General features: G+C 72.0%; 13 protein-coding genes. 10 read left to right on the top strand and 3 right to left on the bottom strand.

Features of this window, described 5'->3' with window-relative positions; translation table 11 throughout:
• Positions 1-6 precede the first annotated feature (6 nt).
• The gene (locus tag OIU81_RS01785) at positions 7-1,068 is read right to left on the bottom strand and encodes an ATP-dependent DNA ligase (protein ID WP_329142388.1); all 1,062 of its coding nucleotides are present in this window, start codon (positions 1,066-1,068) and stop codon (positions 7-9) included.
• Between the two features lie 102 nt (positions 1,069-1,170).
• On the opposite strand from OIU81_RS01785, the gene ligD reads away from it, so the two are divergent.
• From ligD to OIU81_RS01765, 4 genes are all read left to right on the top strand, one after another.
• The gene (gene ligD, locus OIU81_RS01780) at positions 1,171-2,184 is read left to right on the top strand and encodes a non-homologous end-joining DNA ligase (protein ID WP_329142386.1); all 1,014 of its coding nucleotides are present in this window, start codon (positions 1,171-1,173) and stop codon (positions 2,182-2,184) included.
• A gap of 323 nt (positions 2,185-2,507) precedes the next feature.
• Positions 2,508-4,022, top strand: coding sequence for an MFS transporter (locus OIU81_RS01775; RefSeq protein WP_329154790.1), 1,515 nt, complete (start codon positions 2,508-2,510; stop codon positions 4,020-4,022).
• Entirely contained in the window at positions 4,019-5,245 is a 1,227-nt protein-coding gene (locus tag OIU81_RS01770; RefSeq protein ID WP_329142384.1) for a PP2C family protein-serine/threonine phosphatase, read from the top strand. Before OIU81_RS01775 ends, OIU81_RS01770 begins: the two co-directional genes overlap by 4 nt.
• 154 nt (positions 5,246-5,399) lie before the next feature.
• Entirely contained in the window at positions 5,400-5,681 is a 282-nt protein-coding gene (locus OIU81_RS01765; protein ID WP_329142382.1) for a hypothetical protein, read from the top strand.
• Positions 5,682-5,739: 58 nt separating this feature from the next.
• On the opposite strand, the gene OIU81_RS01760 is transcribed toward OIU81_RS01765, so the two are convergent.
• Positions 5,740-7,287, bottom strand: a complete 1,548-nt coding sequence (locus tag OIU81_RS01760; protein WP_329142381.1) for an AMP-binding protein — start codon at positions 7,285-7,287, stop codon at positions 5,740-5,742.
• A 433-nt stretch (positions 7,288-7,720) separates the two neighbouring features.
• On the opposite strand from OIU81_RS01760, the gene OIU81_RS01755 reads away from it, so the two are divergent.
• Together OIU81_RS01755 and OIU81_RS01750 are read left to right on the top strand one after the other, a co-directional pair.
• Positions 7,721-9,805: a SpoIIE family protein phosphatase gene (locus tag OIU81_RS01755; RefSeq protein ID WP_329142379.1), complete on the top strand. Its 2,085-nt coding sequence runs from the start codon at positions 7,721-7,723 to the stop codon at positions 9,803-9,805.
• 312 nt (positions 9,806-10,117) lie between these two features.
• Positions 10,118-11,572: an APC family permease gene (locus OIU81_RS01750; RefSeq protein ID WP_329142377.1), complete on the top strand. Its 1,455-nt coding sequence runs from the start codon at positions 10,118-10,120 to the stop codon at positions 11,570-11,572.
• Positions 11,573-11,628: 56 nt separating this feature from the next.
• On the opposite strand, the gene OIU81_RS01745 is transcribed toward OIU81_RS01750, so the two are convergent.
• Positions 11,629-11,967, bottom strand: coding sequence for a hypothetical protein (locus OIU81_RS01745; RefSeq protein ID WP_329142375.1), 339 nt, complete (start codon positions 11,965-11,967; stop codon positions 11,629-11,631).
• Positions 11,968-12,417: 450 nt separating this feature from the next.
• Between OIU81_RS01745 and OIU81_RS01740 the strand changes: the two genes are divergently transcribed.
• The 4 genes from OIU81_RS01740 (at position 12,418) to OIU81_RS01725 (ending at position 17,977) form a co-directional block, all read left to right on the top strand.
• Positions 12,418-15,126, top strand: coding sequence for a SpoIIE family protein phosphatase (locus tag OIU81_RS01740; RefSeq protein WP_329142373.1), 2,709 nt, complete (start codon positions 12,418-12,420; stop codon positions 15,124-15,126).
• Between the two features lie 49 nt (positions 15,127-15,175).
• On the top strand, positions 15,176-15,571 hold the full coding sequence (locus tag OIU81_RS01735) for an SHOCT domain-containing protein (protein WP_329142371.1): 396 nt from the start codon (positions 15,176-15,178) through the stop codon (positions 15,569-15,571).
• Positions 15,572-15,706: 135 nt separating this feature from the next.
• Positions 15,707-16,531 carry a DeoR/GlpR family DNA-binding transcription regulator gene (locus OIU81_RS01730; protein WP_329142370.1) on the top strand — a complete coding sequence of 275 codons (825 nt, stop codon included), beginning with the start codon at positions 15,707-15,709 and terminating at the stop codon, positions 16,529-16,531.
• 114 nt (positions 16,532-16,645) lie between these two features.
• Entirely contained in the window at positions 16,646-17,977 is a 1,332-nt protein-coding gene (locus OIU81_RS01725; protein ID WP_329142368.1) for an MFS transporter, read from the top strand.
• Positions 17,978-18,063: the final 86 nt, after the last annotated feature.

Genomic DNA, 18,063 nt, shown 5'->3' with positions numbered 1-18,063 from the left:
CCGCGGTCAGCCCCGCAGCAGCTCCCCCAGGTCGTAGTGCACCGGCTCCTCCAGCTGGGCGTAGGTGCAGCTCTCCGGCGTACGGTCCGGGCGCCAGTGGCGGAACTGGGCGGTGTGCCGGAATCTGTCGCCCTCCATGTGGTCATAGGCGACCTCGCACACCCGCTCCGGGCGCAACGGCACCCACGACAGGTCCTTGCCGCCGCTCCAGCGGCTGGGCCCGCCCGGCATCCGCCGCGAGGCATGCGCCGCCTCGTCGGTCCACGCGCCCCACGGATGCCCCGCGGCGTCCGCCATCCGCAGCGGCGCCAGCTCCTCGACCAGCGCGCGCCGCCTGGCCATGGGGAACGACGCGCACACCCCGACGTGCTGCAGGTGCCCGGCGTCGTCGTGCAGGCCGAGCAGCAGGGAGCCGACCACCGGCCCGCTCTTGTGCAGCCGGTACCCCGCGACCACACAGTCCGCGGTCCGGGCATGTTTGATCTTGAACATCGCGCGGTCACCGGGCCGGTACGGCAGATCGAGCGGCTTGGCGACGACCCCGTCCAGCCCCGCCCCCTCGAACTGGGTGAACCAGCGGCGCGCCAGCTCCTGATCCGTGGTGGCGGGCGCGGTGTACACCGGGGCACGGGCCGGGCGCAGCGCCTCGACCAGGGCCTCCCGGCGCGCCGTCTGCGGCTCGTGCACCAGCGCGGCGTTGTCCAGCGCCAGCAGGTCGAAGGCGACGAGCGAGGCGGGTGTGCGCTCGGCGAGGGTCCGGACCCGGGAGTCGGCCGGGTGGATGCGCTCCAGCAGCTCCTCGAAGTGCAGCCGGCCGTCATGGGCGATGACGATCTCGCCGTCGAGGACACAGCGCCGCGGCAGCTCGGCCCGCACCGCCGTGACCACTTCGGGGAAGTAGCGGGTGAGCGGCTTCGTGGTGCGGCTGGTGATCTCGACGTCGTCGCCGTCCCGGAAGACGATGACGCGGAAGCCGTCCCACTTGGCCTCGTACTGCATGCCGGCGGGAATGTCGGTCACCAGCTTCGCGAGCATCGGGGAGACCGGGGGCATCACGGGCAGATCCATGTCCCGATCCTGACGGCCGGCGGCGCTTCCCGCGCGCCGGATGCGGGCGGCACACCGTTCGCCCGGCGCGCGGCGCCGCGGCACGGAACCTAACGTGGAGTCATGGCCGGAGGCGGAGCTGTCGAGCTGGACGTCGCGGGGCGCACGGTGCGCCTGTCGCACCCCGACAAGACGTATTACCCGGAGCGCGGCTTCACCAAGCTGGATGTCGCGCAGTACTACCTCGCCGTCGCCGACGGGGTGCTGCGGGGCCTGCGCGACCGGCCCACCACCATGCAGCGCTTTCCCGACGGCGTGGAGGGCGAGTTCTTCTACCAGAAGCGGGCGCCCAAGGGACTGCCCGACTGGCTGCCCACCGCCCGGATCGCCTTCCCCAGCGGGCGGTTCGCCGACGAGATGTGCCCCACCGAGCCCGCGGCCGTGCTCTGGGCGGCCAACCTGGGGTGTCTGACGTTCCATCCGTGGCCCGTCCGCCGGACCGACACCGAGCACCCCGACGAACTGCGGATCGACCTCGACCCGCAGCCCGGCACCGGCTTCGCCGACGCCGTCCGGGTCGCTCACGCCCTGCGGGAGCTGCTGACCGAGCACGGGCTGCGCGGCTGGCCCAAGACGTCCGGCGGCCGCGGGGTGCACGTCTATGTGCCGCTCCGGCCCCACTGGACGTTCACCGAGGTCCGGCGCGCCGCCATCACCGTGGCCCGGGAGCTGGAGCGCCGGATGCCGGACCAGGTGACCTCGGCCTGGTGGAAGGAGGAGCGCGGCGAGAAGGTCTTCGTCGACTACAACCAGATGGCCCGGGACCGGACCATCGCCTCCGCCTACTCGCTGCGCGCCCGGCCGCGGGCGACCGTCTCCACCCCGCTGCGCTGGGACGAGCTGTCCGACGCCGCACCCGAGGACTTCGACCTGCGGACGGTGCCACCGCGTTTCGCGGAACTCGGCGATGTGCACGCCGACATGGCCGACCACGCCTTCGGCCTGGAATCCGTCCTGGAAGCCGCGGACCGGCAGGAGACGGACGAAGGGCTGGGGGACATGCCCTATCCGCCCGACCACCCGAAGATGCCGGGGGAGCCGTCCCGGGTGCAGCCGAGCCGGGCCCGTAAGCGGTGAGCGCGGGCCGGCGCCGGCCCGGCGGGTGCCGGCCGGACACCGGCCCCGGCGACCGGTGGCCCCGCCGCACGCGTCGGCGCCGGGCGGCCTGACCCGAACGGCCGTACCCGCCCACGGCGCCCACAGGTCCGCACCGGCCCCGTCGTCCGGGTGCCGACGGCGGGCCGTCCCCCGTCCCCGGCATGCGCCCGCCCCGCCCGGACGGGAATATTTCGCACGTGGCGCACGACAGGAACGCACCGGAGGCGAACCGCCGGCGCGCGCCGGAGGCACAGCGGGCGGCCGGGCCGGGAGCGGCGCACCGGACGCTCTCGCTCGCGGCCATGCTCTTCGCGGTGTCGATGACCTTCATCGACCAGACGCTCGTGTCCATCGCGGCGCCGCGGATCGCCGAGGATCTGGGCCTCACCGCCGCCGGCATCCGATGGGTCGTCAACGCCTATCTGCTCGCCCTCGCGGCGTGCTTCGCGCTGGGCGGGCGGCTGGCCGATCTGCTCGGCCACCGCCGCATCATGCTCGTGGGCACCGTGGTCTTCCTCCTCGCCGCCGCGCTGTGCGGCGCCGTGCCGCACGGGGACGCCGCACTGACCTGGCTGATCGTGTGCCGGGCCGGGCAGGGCATCGGCGCGGCCCTGATGTTCCCGGCGGCGCTCGCCGTGGTGGTCATGGTCTTTCCCGCCGAGCGCCGGGGGCGGGCCCTGGCCCTGTTCTTCGGGCTCTCCGGTGCGCTGACCGCCCTCGGACCGGTCCTCGGCGGCTGGCTCACCACCTGGACCTGGCGGGCCGTCTTCTGGGTCAATGTGCCGGTCGCGGTGGTCGCCGTCGCCCTGACGCTGCTGGCGCACATCCCCGACGACGCCCGCCGCGGCAGCCTGGACGGGCGCGGTGCGCTCCTGCTCGCCGCCGGTACGGTCCTGAGCGTGCTGGGCCTCCAGCAGGCCGCCACCTGGGGCTGGGCCGCCCCGGCCACTTGGGCGTGCACCCTCGGCGGGTTGCTGGTGCTGGTGGTCTTCGTCCGCCTCGAACTGCGCACCCGTCACCCGCTGATCAGCCTGCGGGTCTTCCGCGACCGCGCCTTCGTCGCCGATGTCGTCGTGCTGTTCTTCGCGATGACGGCGTTCGTCCCGGTGTTCTTCTTCGCCTCGGTCTACGCACAGGTCGCCCTCGGCTCGTCGCCCAACGAGGCCGGGCTGTATCTCCTGGTCTTCTTCGCGGGCTTCGGCATCGCGGCGCAGCTCGGCGGCTGGATCCTCGACCGGCGCGGCGCCCGGCCGGCGCTCCGGCTCGGTACCGCGCTGGCCGCCGTGGGCTTCGCGCTGTGGGCGCACGAGATGACGGACCTGTCGCTGAGCGCCCAGTGGCCCTACATCGTGCTGGCCGGAGCCGGCATCGGGCTGCTGCTCGCGCCCGCCTCGACCGATGCCGTCAGCCGGGCGGTCGGCACGTCCTACGGCGAGGTCACCGGCGTCACCCAGACCGTCCGCAGCTACGCCGCCGGCCTGGGCCTGGCCGTCCTGGGCACGGTGTTGGCGCGCGTCACCACCGACCGGATCGTCGAGAGCCTCAAGGACCGCGGCCTGTCCACCGCCACCTCCCGCGAACTGGCCCACGGCCTGACCGGCTCCCTCGCCGGCCAGGGCGGCCGGCCACCGGCCGGGGACAGCGCCTCGCGGCTGCCGCCCTCGGTCCTGGACGCGGTGCGGATGGACTTCGCCGAGGGCAACCGGGCGGTCTTCTACGGGATGGCCGCCGCGCTGGCCGTGGCGTTCCTCTGCGCCCACCTGCATCCCGGGACCCGGCGCATGCCGATCCCACCCCCGGGCACGGGGCGCACATGAGCGGCCCGCCGATCGACTACGCGGCGGTGTTCCAGGCGCTGCCGGGCGGAGTGCTGCTGCTCACCCCGGAGTTGGTGATCGCCGAGGTGAACGAGGCGCTGCTGCAGCGGGCCGGGCGGGAACGCGGCGAGCTGGTCGGCCGCCACCTCTTCGACGCGTTCCCCGACAACCCCGACGACCCCGGCGCGACCGGGATGCGCAACCTCCGGGCGTCCCTGGAACGGGTGCTGGCCACCGGCCGGTGCGACACCATGGCGCTGCAGCGCTACGACGTCGAGCCGCCCGGCCGGCCGGGCGTGTTCGAGGAGCGGTACTGGAGCCCGGTCAACGCACCGGTGCTCGGCCCCGACGGGCAGGTGCGGCTGATCGTGCACCGGGTCGAGGAGGTCACCGAGATCGTCCGGGCCGGCGCCCGCCACCACGGCGACGACCGGGAGCGGATGGAGGCCGAGCTCTTCCGCCGTGCCCAGGAACTCCAGGAGGTCAACGACCGGCTGCGGCGCTCCCACGACCGGGAGCGGGAGGTGGTGCTGGCCCTCCAGGAAGCGATGCTGCCCGCGCCGCGGCTCGTGGGGCACCACCGGGCGGCGGTGCGCTACCGGCCGGCGGTCGGCGCGCTCAATGTCTGCGGCGACTGGTACGACCTGGCCGAACTGCCCGGCGACCGGATGGCGGTGGCCGTCGGCGATGTGGTCGGCCACGGGCTGGACGCCGCCTGTGTCATGGGCCAGCTGCGCAGCGCGCTGAGCGCCGCCACCCGGGTCACCGGGGGCCCTGCCCAGGCCCTTGAGGTGCTCGGCATCTATGCCCGGTCGGTGGAGGGCGCCGAGTCCACCACCGCGGTGCAGGCGATCATCGACTGGTCCACGAACACCCTGGCCTACAGCAGCGCCGGCCATCCGCCGCCGGCCCTGCTGCACCCGGACGGCACGGTGGAGCTGCTGGACGGGGCGACCGACCCGCCGCTGGGCGCGCGCCCCGAGCATGTGGCCCGCCCCGAGGCGGAGCTCGCCTTCGAGGAGGGGGCGGTGCTGGTCCTGTACACCGACGGGCTGATTGAGCGCCGCCACGAGGACATCGACGTCGGCCTGGCGCGGCTGGCGGCGGCGCTCACCCGGCACCTCGGGGCCGGTGCCGAGGAGCTGGCCGACGCGCTGCTGGTGGAGCTGCTGCCGCCCAGCGGCGCCACCGACGACGCGGCTCTCGTCATCATCCGGCTCTGACCGGCGCGGCGGCGGGACCGCCGGCCCCCGTTCGTTAGCGCGACCGGAGCAATTCCCGGGGCCGTTGGAGTGGCTGTTCGCCGTGTCTGCGAGGTTTTGGCCGGTGCGCGGTACTCATCGATTGTCCGATTTCCTGCCAAACAGGAGAAACGCAATGCGCAAGTTCATAGGCCGCTCCGTGGCTGCTGCGGCGATCGCCGCTGCCACCGTTGTCCCGCTCGCCGGCATCGCTTCTGCCGCTCCCCAGGCCGACCATGGCCGCAACAACCACCGCCACAGCTGCCACCACCGCGGTTTCGACCGCGGATTCGAAGGTGGTCGCCGTGGTGGTTTCGGTCGTGGTGATTTCGGTCGTGGCGGCTTCGGTCGTGGCGGCTTCGGCTTCGGCGGGCTGTTCGGTTTCCCGTTCGGTTTCGGTCTGCTGGGCATCCTCTGATCAGCAGCAGAACAGACGGGCCGTCGTGGCGCTCAGCTGCGGCGGCCCGTCGCTGCGGTCATCCGGCGGTGCCGGCCTCCTGCTCGGCCTGCCGGCGCAGTTCCTTCTTGTCCGGCTTGCCGGCGTCGGTCAGCGGCAGCGCCTCGACGAACGTGAGCCGTGCGGGCTCGTACATCGCGCCGCGCTCCGTCCGCACCATCGCGCCCAGCTGCGCGGCGTCGACGGTGCCGCCCGGCGCCCGTACGACGGCGGCGTGCACCCGCTCCATGCGGTCGGCGTCCCGGACGCCGAACACGGCGCTCTGGAGTACCTGCGGGTGCGAGTTCAGCAGGTCCTCCAGCTCCGTGGTGTACACATGGCCGCCGACCACGACGATCATGTCCTTGATCCGGTCGACGATGGTCAGGTACCCCTCCGCGTCGAGGAATCCGATGTCCCCGGTGTGCAGCCAGCCGTCCCGCAGCACCTCGGCGGTCAGCTCGGGCTGCTTCCAGTACCCCTTCATGATCATGTCGGAGCGCACACAGACCTCGCCGTGCTCACCGGCCGGCAGGTCGCGGCCCGCCTCGTCGCGGATCGCCACCTCGACGCCCGGCAGGACCTTGCCCGCGGACCGCAGCCGGTCGGGGCGCTCGGGGTCGTGGTCTTCCTGGGCGAGCGTGCTGATGCCGCCGGCCTCGTTCTGCCCGTAACCCTGCACCAGCACCGGGCCGAACATCCGTACCGCGTCGGCTATCCGCGCCGGGGACGCCTGGCAGCCGCCGTACGTCACCAGTCGCAGGCTGGAGGTGTCGGTGTGCTGCGCGTCCGGGTGGTCCATCAGCTGGTAGAGCAGCGGCGGCAGCAGGAAGAGGTCGGTGATGCGCTCGCGTTCGATGGTGGCGAGCGCGGTCGCGGGGTCGAAGTCGTCGAGCAGGACGACCGTGCCGCCCGCGTGCAGGGTGCTGTCGGCCATCACACCCGCCGCGTGCGCGAGGGTCGTGCAGACCAGCTGCCGGCGCTCGTGCTCCGCCTCCAGCCGGAGCGCTCCGTGAAACCAGCGGGCCTGCGTGAAGGTCGTGCAGATGCCCTTGGGGTGGCCGGTGGTGCCGCCGGTGTGGCGGATGGTGCACACATCATCGGGCCGGGCCCGGCTCGCGAACGGCTCGTCGGACTCGCCGGCCGCCAGCTCCAGCAGATCCGCGCCCGTCTTGGCCGGGCCGAGCACGAGGACGTCCGGCACCGGTGCCAGCGCGGTGACCTCGGCGGCCCGGTCGGCCAGCCGCGGGTCGACGATCAGGGCACGGGTCTCGACATCGCGGACGATGGCGGCCTGGGACTCGGCGGACAGCTTGTTGTAGAGGAAGTTGACCCGGGCGCCGAGCAGATTGGCCGCGTAACGGGCGGCGAGGGTCTCCGGGAGGTTGCCGCTCAGCAGGGTGACGGTGGTGCCGCGGTCGACGCCGCGGGCGCGCAGGGCGCGGGCCAGGCGGTGGACGAGCGTGCGGAACTCACCCGCGGTGACGCGGCGGCCCTGGTGGACCAGGGCCTCGCGCGCCGGGTCGGCACTAAGGACATCGAGGTTCTCCTCCACGTAGGTGCGGAATGTCGGGGCGGTGCTGGGCATGATGTCGGGCTTCCTCCTGACGGCGGCGGGCGCAGTGCTCTGCGCCGGTGCGGTGTCGCGAAATTAGTTGCTGGAGGCAACCAAGCATGCTCAGCGTAGCCCTTGTGATCAACAACTCCAAGTCGGAAAGGTGCCGCACGCCGGCCGCGCGGGCAGTCGGCGACCGGAATGTGGCCGGCGCCCGCATTTCCGCCGTGGAACCCGGCCGGAAACCTCACTGTGAATATCGCCAACAAGGTCGCCGACCTGCGAACGGCGTCGGATAATGCTCGCTCGCGCACGGGTCGCGGACGCCCTGCGGATCTCGCTCTCCCTGCAGGTCCGTCCCGTGTCGAGAGATGATGGAGACCAGCGGAAGCACAGTGAGAATCGGCCGATGTACGGAGAGCGCCACGGCTGTCGGTCTGCGATGACCGGCGGAAGGAGTGCCTGGATGGGTGCGACCGACGCGTTCCCCGAGGGTGCGGCCCGGGTAGGGGCCGCACCGGGGCAGCCTGGCGGCCTGCTGGACGTGCTCGGCGTGGCCGCCGTGATGCTGGACGCGGACGGACGGATCACCCTGTGGAGCCCGCAGGCCGAGGCGCTGTTCGGCTGGAGCGCGCAGGAAGCGCTCGGCCGGACCGCCGCGCAGCTGCTGGTGGGACCGGAGCACTTCGATCTGGTGCTGAACCTGTTCACCGAGGTCATGGCGGGCGGCGAGAGCTGGGCAGGGGTCTTCCCGGTCCAGCACAAGGACGGCAGCACCCGGCTCGTCGAATTCCGCAACATGCGGCTGCTGGACGAGCGCGGCGAGTCCTACGCCCTGGGCATCGCCACCGACCAGGCCGTGCTGCGGCGGGTGGAGCGCGATCTGGCGCTGTCCGTCCGCCTGGTGGCCCAGTCGCCGATCGGCCTGGCGGTCCTCGACACCTCGCTGCGCTTCGTCATGGTCAACCCCGCACTGGAGCGCATCAACGAGCTGCCGGCCGACCAGCACATCGGCCACGAGGTCCGCGAGGCCCTCTCCTTCCTGGACACCGACACCATCGTGGCCGGCATGCGCGAGGTCCTCGACACCGGTACGCCGATGCTCGACCAGTTCACCCTCGTGCGCACCGCCTCCGACCCCCATGCCGACAAGGCCTGGTCGGTGTCGTACTACCGGCTGGAGGACGCCCACGGCCGGGTGCTGGGGCTGGCCACCTCGGTCGTGGACGTCACCGAGCAGCACCGGGCCGCCATCGAGGCGGCCCGCGCCCGCAGGCGGCTGGCCGTCATCGCCGACGCCTCCGCCACCGTCGGCACCACCCTCGACGTCGACCAGACCGCACACGAACTGGCCGACGTCATCGTCCCCGAACTGGCGGACATGGCAGCCGTCGACGTCCTCGACGCCGTCCTGGACGGCCGCCGGCCGACCTCGCTCTCCCGCGGCGGCCCGGCCCGCTTCCGGGCGCTCGCCGTCTCCACGGCCTACTCCACCGAGGCCGTCAGCGCCGCCGATCCCACCGGCCAGATCGCCTCCTACGAGACCGACCGGCTGATCACCCGGTGTGTGACCGAGGCGCGCCCGGTGCTCGTCTCCCAGGTGGACGAGGAAGATCTGCCGCACATCGCCGCGGACCTGCGAGGGGCCGCCCTTCTGAAGAAGGCGGGGCTGCACTCCTATCTGGCCGTCCCGCTGATCGCCCGGGGTGAGGTCCTCGGCGCGTTGTCGCTCTACCGCGTGCGCAATCCGGAGCCGTTCGACGAGGACGACGCGGTGCTCGCCGTGGAACTGGCCGCCCGGGCGGCGGTCTGCATCGACAACGCGCGTTCCTATCAGAGCGAACGCCGCACCGCGCTCACCCTCCAGCGCCATCTGATGAACCACCGGCCCCCGCAGCCCACGGCCATGGAGATCGCCTACCGCTATCAGCCCGCCCAGGCGGCCAGCGAGGTCGGCGGCGACTGGTTCGACGCGATACCCGTGGCCGGGGACAAGACCGCGCTGGTCGTCGGCGACGTCATGGGAAGCGGCATCAACGCCGCCGCCACCATGGGTCAGCTGCGCACCACCGCCCGCGCCCTGGCCGACCTCGACCTCGACCCGGACGAGGTGCTGCGCCATCTCGACCACATCGCCGTCGGCCTCGACCCGGCATTCGCCACCTGCCTGTACGCCGTGTACGACCCGCACCGCACCGAGTGCCGGGTCGCCGTCGCCGGGCATCTGCCACCGATCGTGGTGCGGCCGGACCGGCCGCCCGAGCTGCTGGACCTGCCCACCGGCGCGCCGCTCGGCGTCGGTGGCGTCCCCTTCGAGCAGACCACGGTCCCGCTGCGCGACGGTGATCAGCTGGTGCTCTACACCGACGGGCTGATCGAAACCCGCGACCAGCCGATAGACGCCCGTCTGGACACCCTGCTGGAACTGCTGGCGGAGCCCGAGCAGGATCTGGAGGTGCTCTGCGACCGCCTGCTGGCCGCCCTGCGCGACGAGCACGATCACGACGACGTGGCGCTGCTGATCGCCCGCGTGCACGCGCACAAGGGATGACGGGACGGGCGCGGATCCGCCGGGACCGCAACGGATTCGGCGGTGCCCACGGGCCTCTCCCACCGCCCCGTCCAGCCGCGAAATCCGCTTGAATTCCGCAGGCAGATCATGGATAAGCGTTCCAAGTAGCCAGCAATGCTGCGGATTTCGTTGTCTCACGCCTTTAACGGGGTCTTGACGGGAGTCGTCGGCAGGGGTTTTATTCGGTCACCAAAGCGGGCGCTCGGTCGTCCGGGTTCAGGCCGCTTTGCGGCGTTCCCCCGCATGCGCCACCCCTCATGCCGCCAGCACCGATGGGATACGGATACCGAGATGCCCTACACGCCTGTTGCCTCCGCAGCGCCTGAGCGGGACACCCGCGCGGCGACGGAGGGGGACGCCGCGACCAGCCCCAAACTCACCCGGTCGATCGGTGTGGTCGGCGGCACCCTGCTCACGCTGTCCTGTCTGACCCCGGCGTCCTCGCTCTTCGTGATCGTTCCGGACTCCTTCGCCACCCTGGGCACGGGCACCGCACTGACCATCGCCATCGCGGCGCTGCTGTGTGTCGGCGTGGCCTTCACCTACTCGGAACTCGGCACGCTGATACCGAGCTCCGGCGGCGAATACGCCATGGTCGGCACGCTCATGGGCCGTCTCGCCGGCTGGCTGGTTTTCATACTCTCGCTGATCGTCGTCATGATCGTGCCGCCCATCATCGCGCTGGGCACCGCCGACTATCTGGCCCCGATCGTGCATCTGGATCCGCAGTGGACCGCCGCCGCGGTGATGCTGCTGGCCACCGCCATGGGGCTGCTCGATCTGCGCGCCAACGCCTGGATCACCGGCATCTTCCTGGTGCTGGAGGTCGTGGCCTGCGCGGTCGTCGCCTTCCTCGGCTTCACCCACACCCAGCGGCCCGCGTCCGTCCTCGTCCACCCCGTCCTCGATGCCGGGAACGGGCACAGCGCCGCGGTCACCGGGGGCCTCATCGTGGCCGGACTGGCCACCGCGCTCTTCATCCTGCAGGGCTTCTCCACCGCCGTGTACCTGGCCGAGGAGATGGACAACCCCCGCCGCAACGTCTCGCGCACCGTGCTGTGGACCCTCGCCATCGGCGCGGCCGTCGTCCTGATCCCGGTCATCGCCATCACCCTGGGCGCCCCCGACCTGAAGACCCTCGGCGCCGGTGACGTCGCCGGCATGGTGCGGGACTGGAGCAACTCGGGCGTCGGTACCTTCGTCAGCCTCTGTATCGCCCTGGCGATCATCAACGCGGCGATCGTGATGGTGATCCAGAACTCCCGGGTGGTCTTCTCCTCGGCGCGCGACGCCGCCTGGCCGACCCCCGTCAACCGCATCTTCTCGCACGTCGGCCGGCGCTTCGGCTCCCCCTGGGCGGCGACCCTCGCGGTCGGCGTGCCCGGTGCGGCCCTGTGCTTCGTCAACCTCGACACCCTCAGCGAGGTCACCGGAGTGGCCGTCGCCGCGATGTACGTCTTCGTCGCCCTGGGCGCCCTGGTCTCGCGCCGCGGCGAGCACAAGCACCGGCTGGCCTGGCGGATGCCGCTGTGGCCGGCGATCCCGGCGCTGCTGATCGTGGTGCTGGCGTGGGTGCTCTACCAGCAGAGCACCGAGAGCCTGGTCATCACCGGCGCGATCGTGCTGGCCGCCGCCGGGTACTGGGTGATCTACCTGCGCCCCCGCCAGGAGACGCACTGGGTGATCTCGGTGCCCGAGGACGAGCAGGCCCCCGCCATGACGGCGTCCGCCCCGCTGTCCGAATAGCGCCTTCACGGCCCGGAACCGCCCGCCCGGAGCGCTTGCCCGGGCGGGCCTTCTTCTTACTGCCCGGAGAGCCCGGAGAGCGCGAGCGCGTCCAGCAGCAGGCATACGTGGTCGACGGCGTCCCGGCCGGCGGAGCTCTCGGACACCGCTGCGTCGTCGAGCAGGCCGGCGGTCGCCTGCAGCAGCGTCAGCAGCCGCTCGTGCAGCCCGGCCGGCGGTTCCGCGTGCGCAAGGGCGGCCCGGATCTGCTCGCTCGTGAGCGGCACACCGGTTTCGAGGAAGCGGTACAGCGCCACGGCGGCTCGCCGGTCGGCGTCATTCGGCTTCCACAGCCCGAGCGCGTGGTGGTCGATGAGCGCGGCCGCCTCGGCACGGATCTCCTCGGGAACATGCATGCCCACGAACGTCTCATACCGTCGCGCCCGCCCCTGTCACGGCAGGGGGCGCCCCGGTACCACCTCAGGGGCGGATCCGCTCGCCTGGCGAGCGCGGCTGACCAGGCATATCGTGCTTAGGCCGGACTCACATGGGCGCCCGGCGCCGATCAGGCAAGCGTCCGGCCTTGTGGGAAGAGTTACATGAACCGTCCGGACCATGGGCGATTTGTTCCCCGTACCGCGGCGCCTCGCGAGCGCCGTGTATGTCCTCTTCGTCGAAGAGGTTCGCATATGCGTACCAGTAAAACCTACCCGGGAGACTTTCCGCCCTCTGGCGCCCGGCCCCGGATCACGGGACGATCCTCTGACAGCCCGTGAGGCCGCCCGGCAGCAGCGCGGGCGCTCGCTGCTGCTGCGCTCCGCATCGCGCGGCTCGCCCACCGTATGCGGGAGGTGTACAAAGAGGACATGGCCGGACGCTACGGCCGCCCGCGTTCGGTTCTCAGGATGCGAACTGTCGCAGGTCAGGTCTTTCTCCTGCAGGTGGCGATCGTGGTGTTGCTCGTCGCCGCCGCCATCGCGGCCCTCGTGCTGCAATCCAGGGCCGACGGAGACCGTGAGGCCCGCAACCGGTCGGTCGCGGTCGCCGAGGCCTTCGCGAATGCGCCGGGCATCGAAGCCGCCCTGCGGAGCGCCGATCCCACCGCGGTACTGCAGCCGCGGACGGAAGCCGCGCGCAAAAGCTCCGAGGTCGACTTCATCGTCGTGATGAACACGCAGGGCATCCGCTACACCCACCCCATCCCCAACCGCATCGGCAAGAAGTTCGTCGGCACGATCAAACCGGCGCTGGCCGGCGGGGTGGTCACCGAGCGGATCACCGGCACCATCGGGCCCCTGGTGCAGGCCGTGGTGCCGGTCTTCGGCCGCAACGGCAAGGTCATCGGGCTGGTCTCGGCCGGTATCACCGTCAATCGCGTCAGCGGCGTCGTCGACAACCAGTTCCCGCTGCTGTTCGGCGCCGCGGCCGGAGTCCTCCTCGTGGCCACCGGCGGCACCGCACTGGTCAGCAGGCGCCTGCGGCGGCAGACCCACGGCCTCGGCCCGGCCGAGATGACCCGGATGTACGAACACCACGACGCGGTGCTGCACGCCGTACGCGAGGGCGTGATCATCGTCGGCGGTGACGGCTGTCTGCTGCTCGCCAACGACGAGGCGCGCCGGCTGCTCGACCTGCCGCCCGAGGTCGAGGGGCGGCCGGTCACCGAGCTCGGACTCGACCCCGCCACCGCCCATCTGCTGGCCTCCGGCCGGGTCGTCACCGACGAGGTCCACCCGGTCGGCGACCGGCTGCTGGCCGTCAACCAGCGCTCGACGGACCAGGCGGGGGGACCGCCGGGCAGCGTCACGACGCTGCGGGACACCACCGAGCTGCGGGCGCTCACCGGCCGGGCCGATGTGGCCCGAGGCCGCCTCAAGCTGCTCTACGACGCCGGTACGGAGATCGGCACCACCCTCGACGTGGTGCGCACCTGTGAGGAGCTCGCGGAGTTCGGCGCCAGCCGCTTCGCCGACATCGTCACCGTCGATCTGGCCGAGGACGTGCTGATCGGTGAGGAACCGACCGTGCCCTCCAGCGCGGTCGTGGAGATGCGGCGGACGGCGCTCAGCGGCGCGCCGCCCGAGAGCGGCCTCTACCCCGTCGGCCGGCTGATCCGCTTCGAGCCGGCCACCACCCTCGGCGCCAGTCTGCTGAGCGGGCAGGCGGCCCTGGAGGCGGATCTGGCGGCGTTCACCGGCTGGCATCTGCAGAGCCCCGACCGGGCCAGAAAGATAGTCCAGCACGGCATCCACTCCAGGATCGCGGTGCCGTTGCGGGCCCGTGGCGTCATCCTGGGCGTGGCCATCTTCTGGCGCTCCAACGTCCCCGAGCCGTTCGAGGACGAGGACCTGTCCGTCGCCGAGGAACTGGTCGCCCGCGCCGCGGTGAGCATCGACAACGCCCGCCGCTACACCCGCGAGCACACCATGGCCGTCACCCTGCAGCGCAGCCTCCTGCCGCGTGCCCTGCCGGAGCAGAACGCCGTCGAGGCGGCCTACCGCTATCTGCCCGCCCAGGCGGGGCGCGGCGGACTCGGCGGCGTCGGCGGCGACTGGTTCGACATCATTCCGCTGCCCGGCGCCCGGGTGGCGCTGGTCGTGGGGGACGTCGTGGGGCACGGGCTGCACGCCGCCGCCACGATGGGACGGCTGCGCACCGCGGTCCACAACTTCGCCAATCTGGACCTGCCGCCCGACGAAATCCTCTGGCACCTCGACGAACTCGTCACCCGCATCGACCAGGACGAGGGCGCCGAGGGTTCGGTCACCGGCGCCACCTGCCTCTACGCCATCTACGACCCGGCGTCCGGGAACTGCACCATGGCGCGCGCCGGGCACGTCCAGCCCCTGCTGCTGCGGCCGGACGGCACCGCCGAGATCGCCGATGTGCCCGGCGGTCCGCCCCTCGGGCTCGGCGGGCTGCCGTTCGAGACCTGGCACCAGCAGCTGCCCGAGGCGAGCCGACTGGTGCTGTTCACCGACGGGCTCGTCGAGGACCGCAACCGCGACCTCGACGAGGGCATGGCGCTGCTGAGCCGTACGCTGGCCGACCACCCGGCGCGGACGCCGGAGGAGACCTGTGAGGCCGCGCTGAGCGCGCTGCTGCCGGAGCGCCCCAGCGACGACATCGCCCTGCTCGTCGCCCGCACCCAGGTGCTGGACACCGCGCACGTCGCCGAGTGGGAGGTGCCGCCGGACCCCTCGGCCGTGGCCCACATACGCGCCACGGCGGTCCGCAAGCTGATCGAATGGGGCCTGGCGGACGCGGCGTTCACCGCCGAGCTGATCCTCAGCGAGCTGGTCACCAACTCCATCCGGTACGCGGCCGGTCCCATCGGCGTGCGGCTGATCCGCGACACCGCCCTGATCTGCGAGGTCTCCGACCGCAGCAGTACCTCGCCGCATCTGCGGCAGGCCGCCACCACCGACGAGGGCGGCCGCGGACTCTTCCTCGTCGCCCAATTGGCCGAGCGCTGGGGAACCCGCTACACCACCGGCGGCAAGGTGATCTGGACGGAGCAGGCGCTCACCGGCGTCGATCTGCTCGCGCTGGACGTCGACCTCGACGATCCTTGAGGTGAGGGACGGATGAGCTCGGGGCTCCAAGCGTCACGAGGAGGCCGTGATGGACTATCCGCTGCTCAACGCGTTCTGGACGATGTGCCTGATCTTTCTGTGGATTCTGTGGCTGATCCTGCTCTTCAGGATCATCGGTGACATCTTCCGGAGCCGTGACATCAACAACTGGGCCAAGACGGGCTGGCTCGTCCTGGTGATCGTGCTGCCCTTCCTGGGCGTCTTCATCTATGTGATCGCGCGCGGCCACGAAATGAGTGAGCGGGATTACGCGCAGGCCGAACGGCAGCAAAAGCAGCTGCAGAGCTATCTCCGGGACACCGTCGGGACCGGTGACGAGACGGCCCGGCACGCGGATTCCCTGGCGAAGCTCGCCGAACTGAAGAACCACGGGGACATCACCGAAGAGGAGTTCCAGAAGGCCAAGGCGAAGGTACTCGCCTGACCACCAGGTCACGACGGAGGACCGCCCGCCGCTGTCCGCCCGACTGCTAGCCTCGAATTGCGCGAAACGCGCAACGTGCGCGAGGTGCCCGCGAGGGCGCCGCCCGGTCGACCGGCAGACAGAGGCGGGAGTGACGTGACCAGTGGGGAACGCCCGGCCACCCGGCAACGGCGTGCGCGGATGGTGGAACTGCTCGGCGCCGGGGACATCAGCGTGCACGACCTCGCCGCCGCATTCGATGTCTCGCTGTCCACCGTCCGCCGCGACCTCGCCACGCTGGCCGCCCTCGGGCACATCACCCGCACGTACGGCGGCGCGGTCGACCACCGGGCGGCGGAGCGCTCCCGGCACGACAAGGACCGGGCACGGCAAGGCGAGAAGGACGCCCTCGCCCACGCCGCGGCCGGGCTGGTGCGCAGCGGCGACATCGTGCTCCTAGACGCGGGCAGCGCCGTCGCCCGGCTGGCCCGTGCACTGCGCGCCCGCCGCGACCTCACCATCGTCACCAACAGCCTGGCCACGCTGGTCGAACTGGCCGACGCCGAGGTGGCGGTCGAGGTGCTCGGCGGCCGGCTGCGGCGCCCCGGCGAGTCCCTGCTGGGCACCCGGACCGAACAGGCGCTGCGCCGGCTCACCCCGGATCTCGCCTTCCTCGGCTCGGACGGCCTCGACCCCCGCCGCGGCATCAACTGCCCCGACCCCGAACAGGCCGCGCTGAAGGAGACGATGGCCGGGTGCGCCCGGGCCGCCTGGGTGCTCGCCGACCATTGCGCACTCGGCGGGACGGGGAGCTTTCCGTACTGGGCGGCGATGCCGGCGGACACGGGGCTGATCTCCGAGGGCACGGAGCGGGAGCTGGCCGCGTACGCGGACGCGGGATGGCGGGTGCATCCGGTCCCGGACGGCACCGGAGGGACTGCCGACGGGAGCGCCGACGGCAGCGCCGCGCACACCTCTTGACAGCCCGTTCGGCGAGTGACCACCCTGAAATGCGTGGATCACGCAACCACAGATGCGTGGTTCGTTCACTTCGGGGTCGACGCCGCGGCACCGGAGCCTACGGGAGGGGACCTCGTGGCCCAGTGGCCCGGCAGGGGAGACGGCCGCACCGACAGCGCCGGTGGCCCCGCGGTCCCCGCCAAGCGCTGGGTGTACGTCATCCCGGTCGCCGCGATCATGTACATGCTGGCGTACCTCGACCGGAACAACGTCTCCGTCATCCTCCCCTACCTCCACGGCGATCTGGCGCTGTCCAACGCCGACAAGGGTCTGGTCGGCGGCCTCTTCTTCGTCGGCTATGTCTTCCTGCAGATCCCGGCCGCGCTCCTCGCCCAGCGCTGGAGCGCCCGGAAGACCGTCCTCCTGCTCATGGTGGCGTGGGGGGTGGCCGCGTCGCTGTCGGGTCTCGTGCAGACCAAGGCACAGTTCTACGCGGCCCGTTTCGTGCTGGGCTTCTTCGAGGGCGGGGTCTGGCCCGCGGTCCTCATCCTGCTCGCCTCGTGGTTCCCGCTGCGGGAGCGGGCCCGTGCCAACGCCCTGTGGATGGCCTGTCTGCCGCTCTCCTCGGTCCTCATGGCCCCGCTGTCCGGGTGGATGCTCGGCCATGCGAGCTGGCGCTGGGTGCTGGTGCTCCAGGGCGTACCACCCCTGGTCTGGGCGGTGGTCTGGTGGTTCACGGTCGCCGACCGGCCGGCCCGGGCCCGTTGGATCTCGCGCGCCGAGGCCGAGGACGTGGAGCGCGCGCTCGCCGCCGACGAGGCCGCCAAACCGCCGGCCGGCAGCGGCTCGTATCTCGACGCCGTCCGGCAGAAGCAGGTCCTCGTCCTCATCGGCGTCTACTTCTTCTGGATCACCGGTTTCTACGGCTTCAACCTCTGGCTGCCCACGGTCATCAAGGACCTGACGCACGGCGGCTCGTCCACCGAGGTCGGGCTGCTCACCGCGATCCCGTTCACGGTCGCGCTGGCCGCGATGATCGCCAACGCCGCCTGGTCCGACCGCACCGGCAAACGGCGCCAGGCGGTGGCCGTCCCGCTCGTCGTGGGCATCGTCGCCCTGCTGCTGGGACAGGTCGTGGACGGCGCCCTGCCCCGGATGCTGCTGCTGTGTGTGACCGCGGCCGCGGTCCATGCGCCGTACGGACCCTTCTGGGCGATCCCCGGCCAGTTGCTGCGCATCGAGGTGGTGGCCGTCGCGCTGGGCCTGATCAACGCCCTGGGAAACCTCGGCGGCTTCGCGGGCCCCTATCTGGTCGGCCGGCTGACCGATGTCACCGGATCCCAGGTGACCGGCTTCGCGGTGCTGTCGGGCTTCCTCGCCGTGGCCGTGGCGCTGGTGTCGCTGGGCCTGCGCCCGGGCACCCGCCCCGCGCGCCGCGGGAAGGCACTCGCGGCGGAAGAGGTCTGAGCCGATCCGGCGACGGACGGATCATCCCTTCGGGGCGAGTGGCCCGTCGTGACCGGACGCCCGCACCGGAGCGGCGCCGCGGGCCG

It is taken from the genome of Streptomyces sp. NBC_01454, from assembly GCF_036227565.1.
Taxonomy (GTDB): Bacteria; Actinomycetota; Actinomycetes; order Streptomycetales; family Streptomycetaceae; genus Streptomyces.
The sequence above is the reverse complement of the archived record's forward strand: the minus strand, read 5'-3'. Positions and strand labels throughout refer to the sequence as shown.

What these genes read in the sequence shown, in the direction of transcription:
- OIU81_RS01740 (WP_329142373.1), top strand. Translation starts at nt 12,418, where the DNA reads ATGGCCGGACGCTACGGCCGCCCGCGTTCGGTTCTCAGGATGCGAACT.
- OIU81_RS01765 (WP_329142382.1), top strand. Translation starts at nt 5,400, where the DNA reads ATGCGCAAGTTCATAGGCCGCTCCGTGGCTGCTGCGGCGATCGCCGCT.
- OIU81_RS01755 (WP_329142379.1), top strand. Translation starts at nt 7,721, where the DNA reads ATGGGTGCGACCGACGCGTTCCCCGAGGGTGCGGCCCGGGTAGGGGCC.
- OIU81_RS01735 (WP_329142371.1), top strand. Translation starts at nt 15,176, where the DNA reads ATGGACTATCCGCTGCTCAACGCGTTCTGGACGATGTGCCTGATCTTT.
- OIU81_RS01745 (WP_329142375.1), bottom strand. Translation starts at nt 11,967, where the DNA reads ATGCATGTTCCCGAGGAGATCCGTGCCGAGGCGGCCGCGCTCATCGAC.
- OIU81_RS01760 (WP_329142381.1), bottom strand. Translation starts at nt 7,287, where the DNA reads ATGCCCAGCACCGCCCCGACATTCCGCACCTACGTGGAGGAGAACCTC.
- OIU81_RS01775 (WP_329154790.1), top strand. Translation starts at nt 2,508, where the DNA reads ATGCTCTTCGCGGTGTCGATGACCTTCATCGACCAGACGCTCGTGTCC.
- OIU81_RS01750 (WP_329142377.1), top strand. Translation starts at nt 10,118, where the DNA reads ATGCCCTACACGCCTGTTGCCTCCGCAGCGCCTGAGCGGGACACCCGC.
- OIU81_RS01770 (WP_329142384.1), top strand. Translation starts at nt 4,019, where the DNA reads ATGAGCGGCCCGCCGATCGACTACGCGGCGGTGTTCCAGGCGCTGCCG.
- OIU81_RS01785 (WP_329142388.1), bottom strand. Translation starts at nt 1,068, where the DNA reads ATGGATCTGCCCGTGATGCCCCCGGTCTCCCCGATGCTCGCGAAGCTG.
- ligD (WP_329142386.1), top strand. Translation starts at nt 1,171, where the DNA reads ATGGCCGGAGGCGGAGCTGTCGAGCTGGACGTCGCGGGGCGCACGGTG.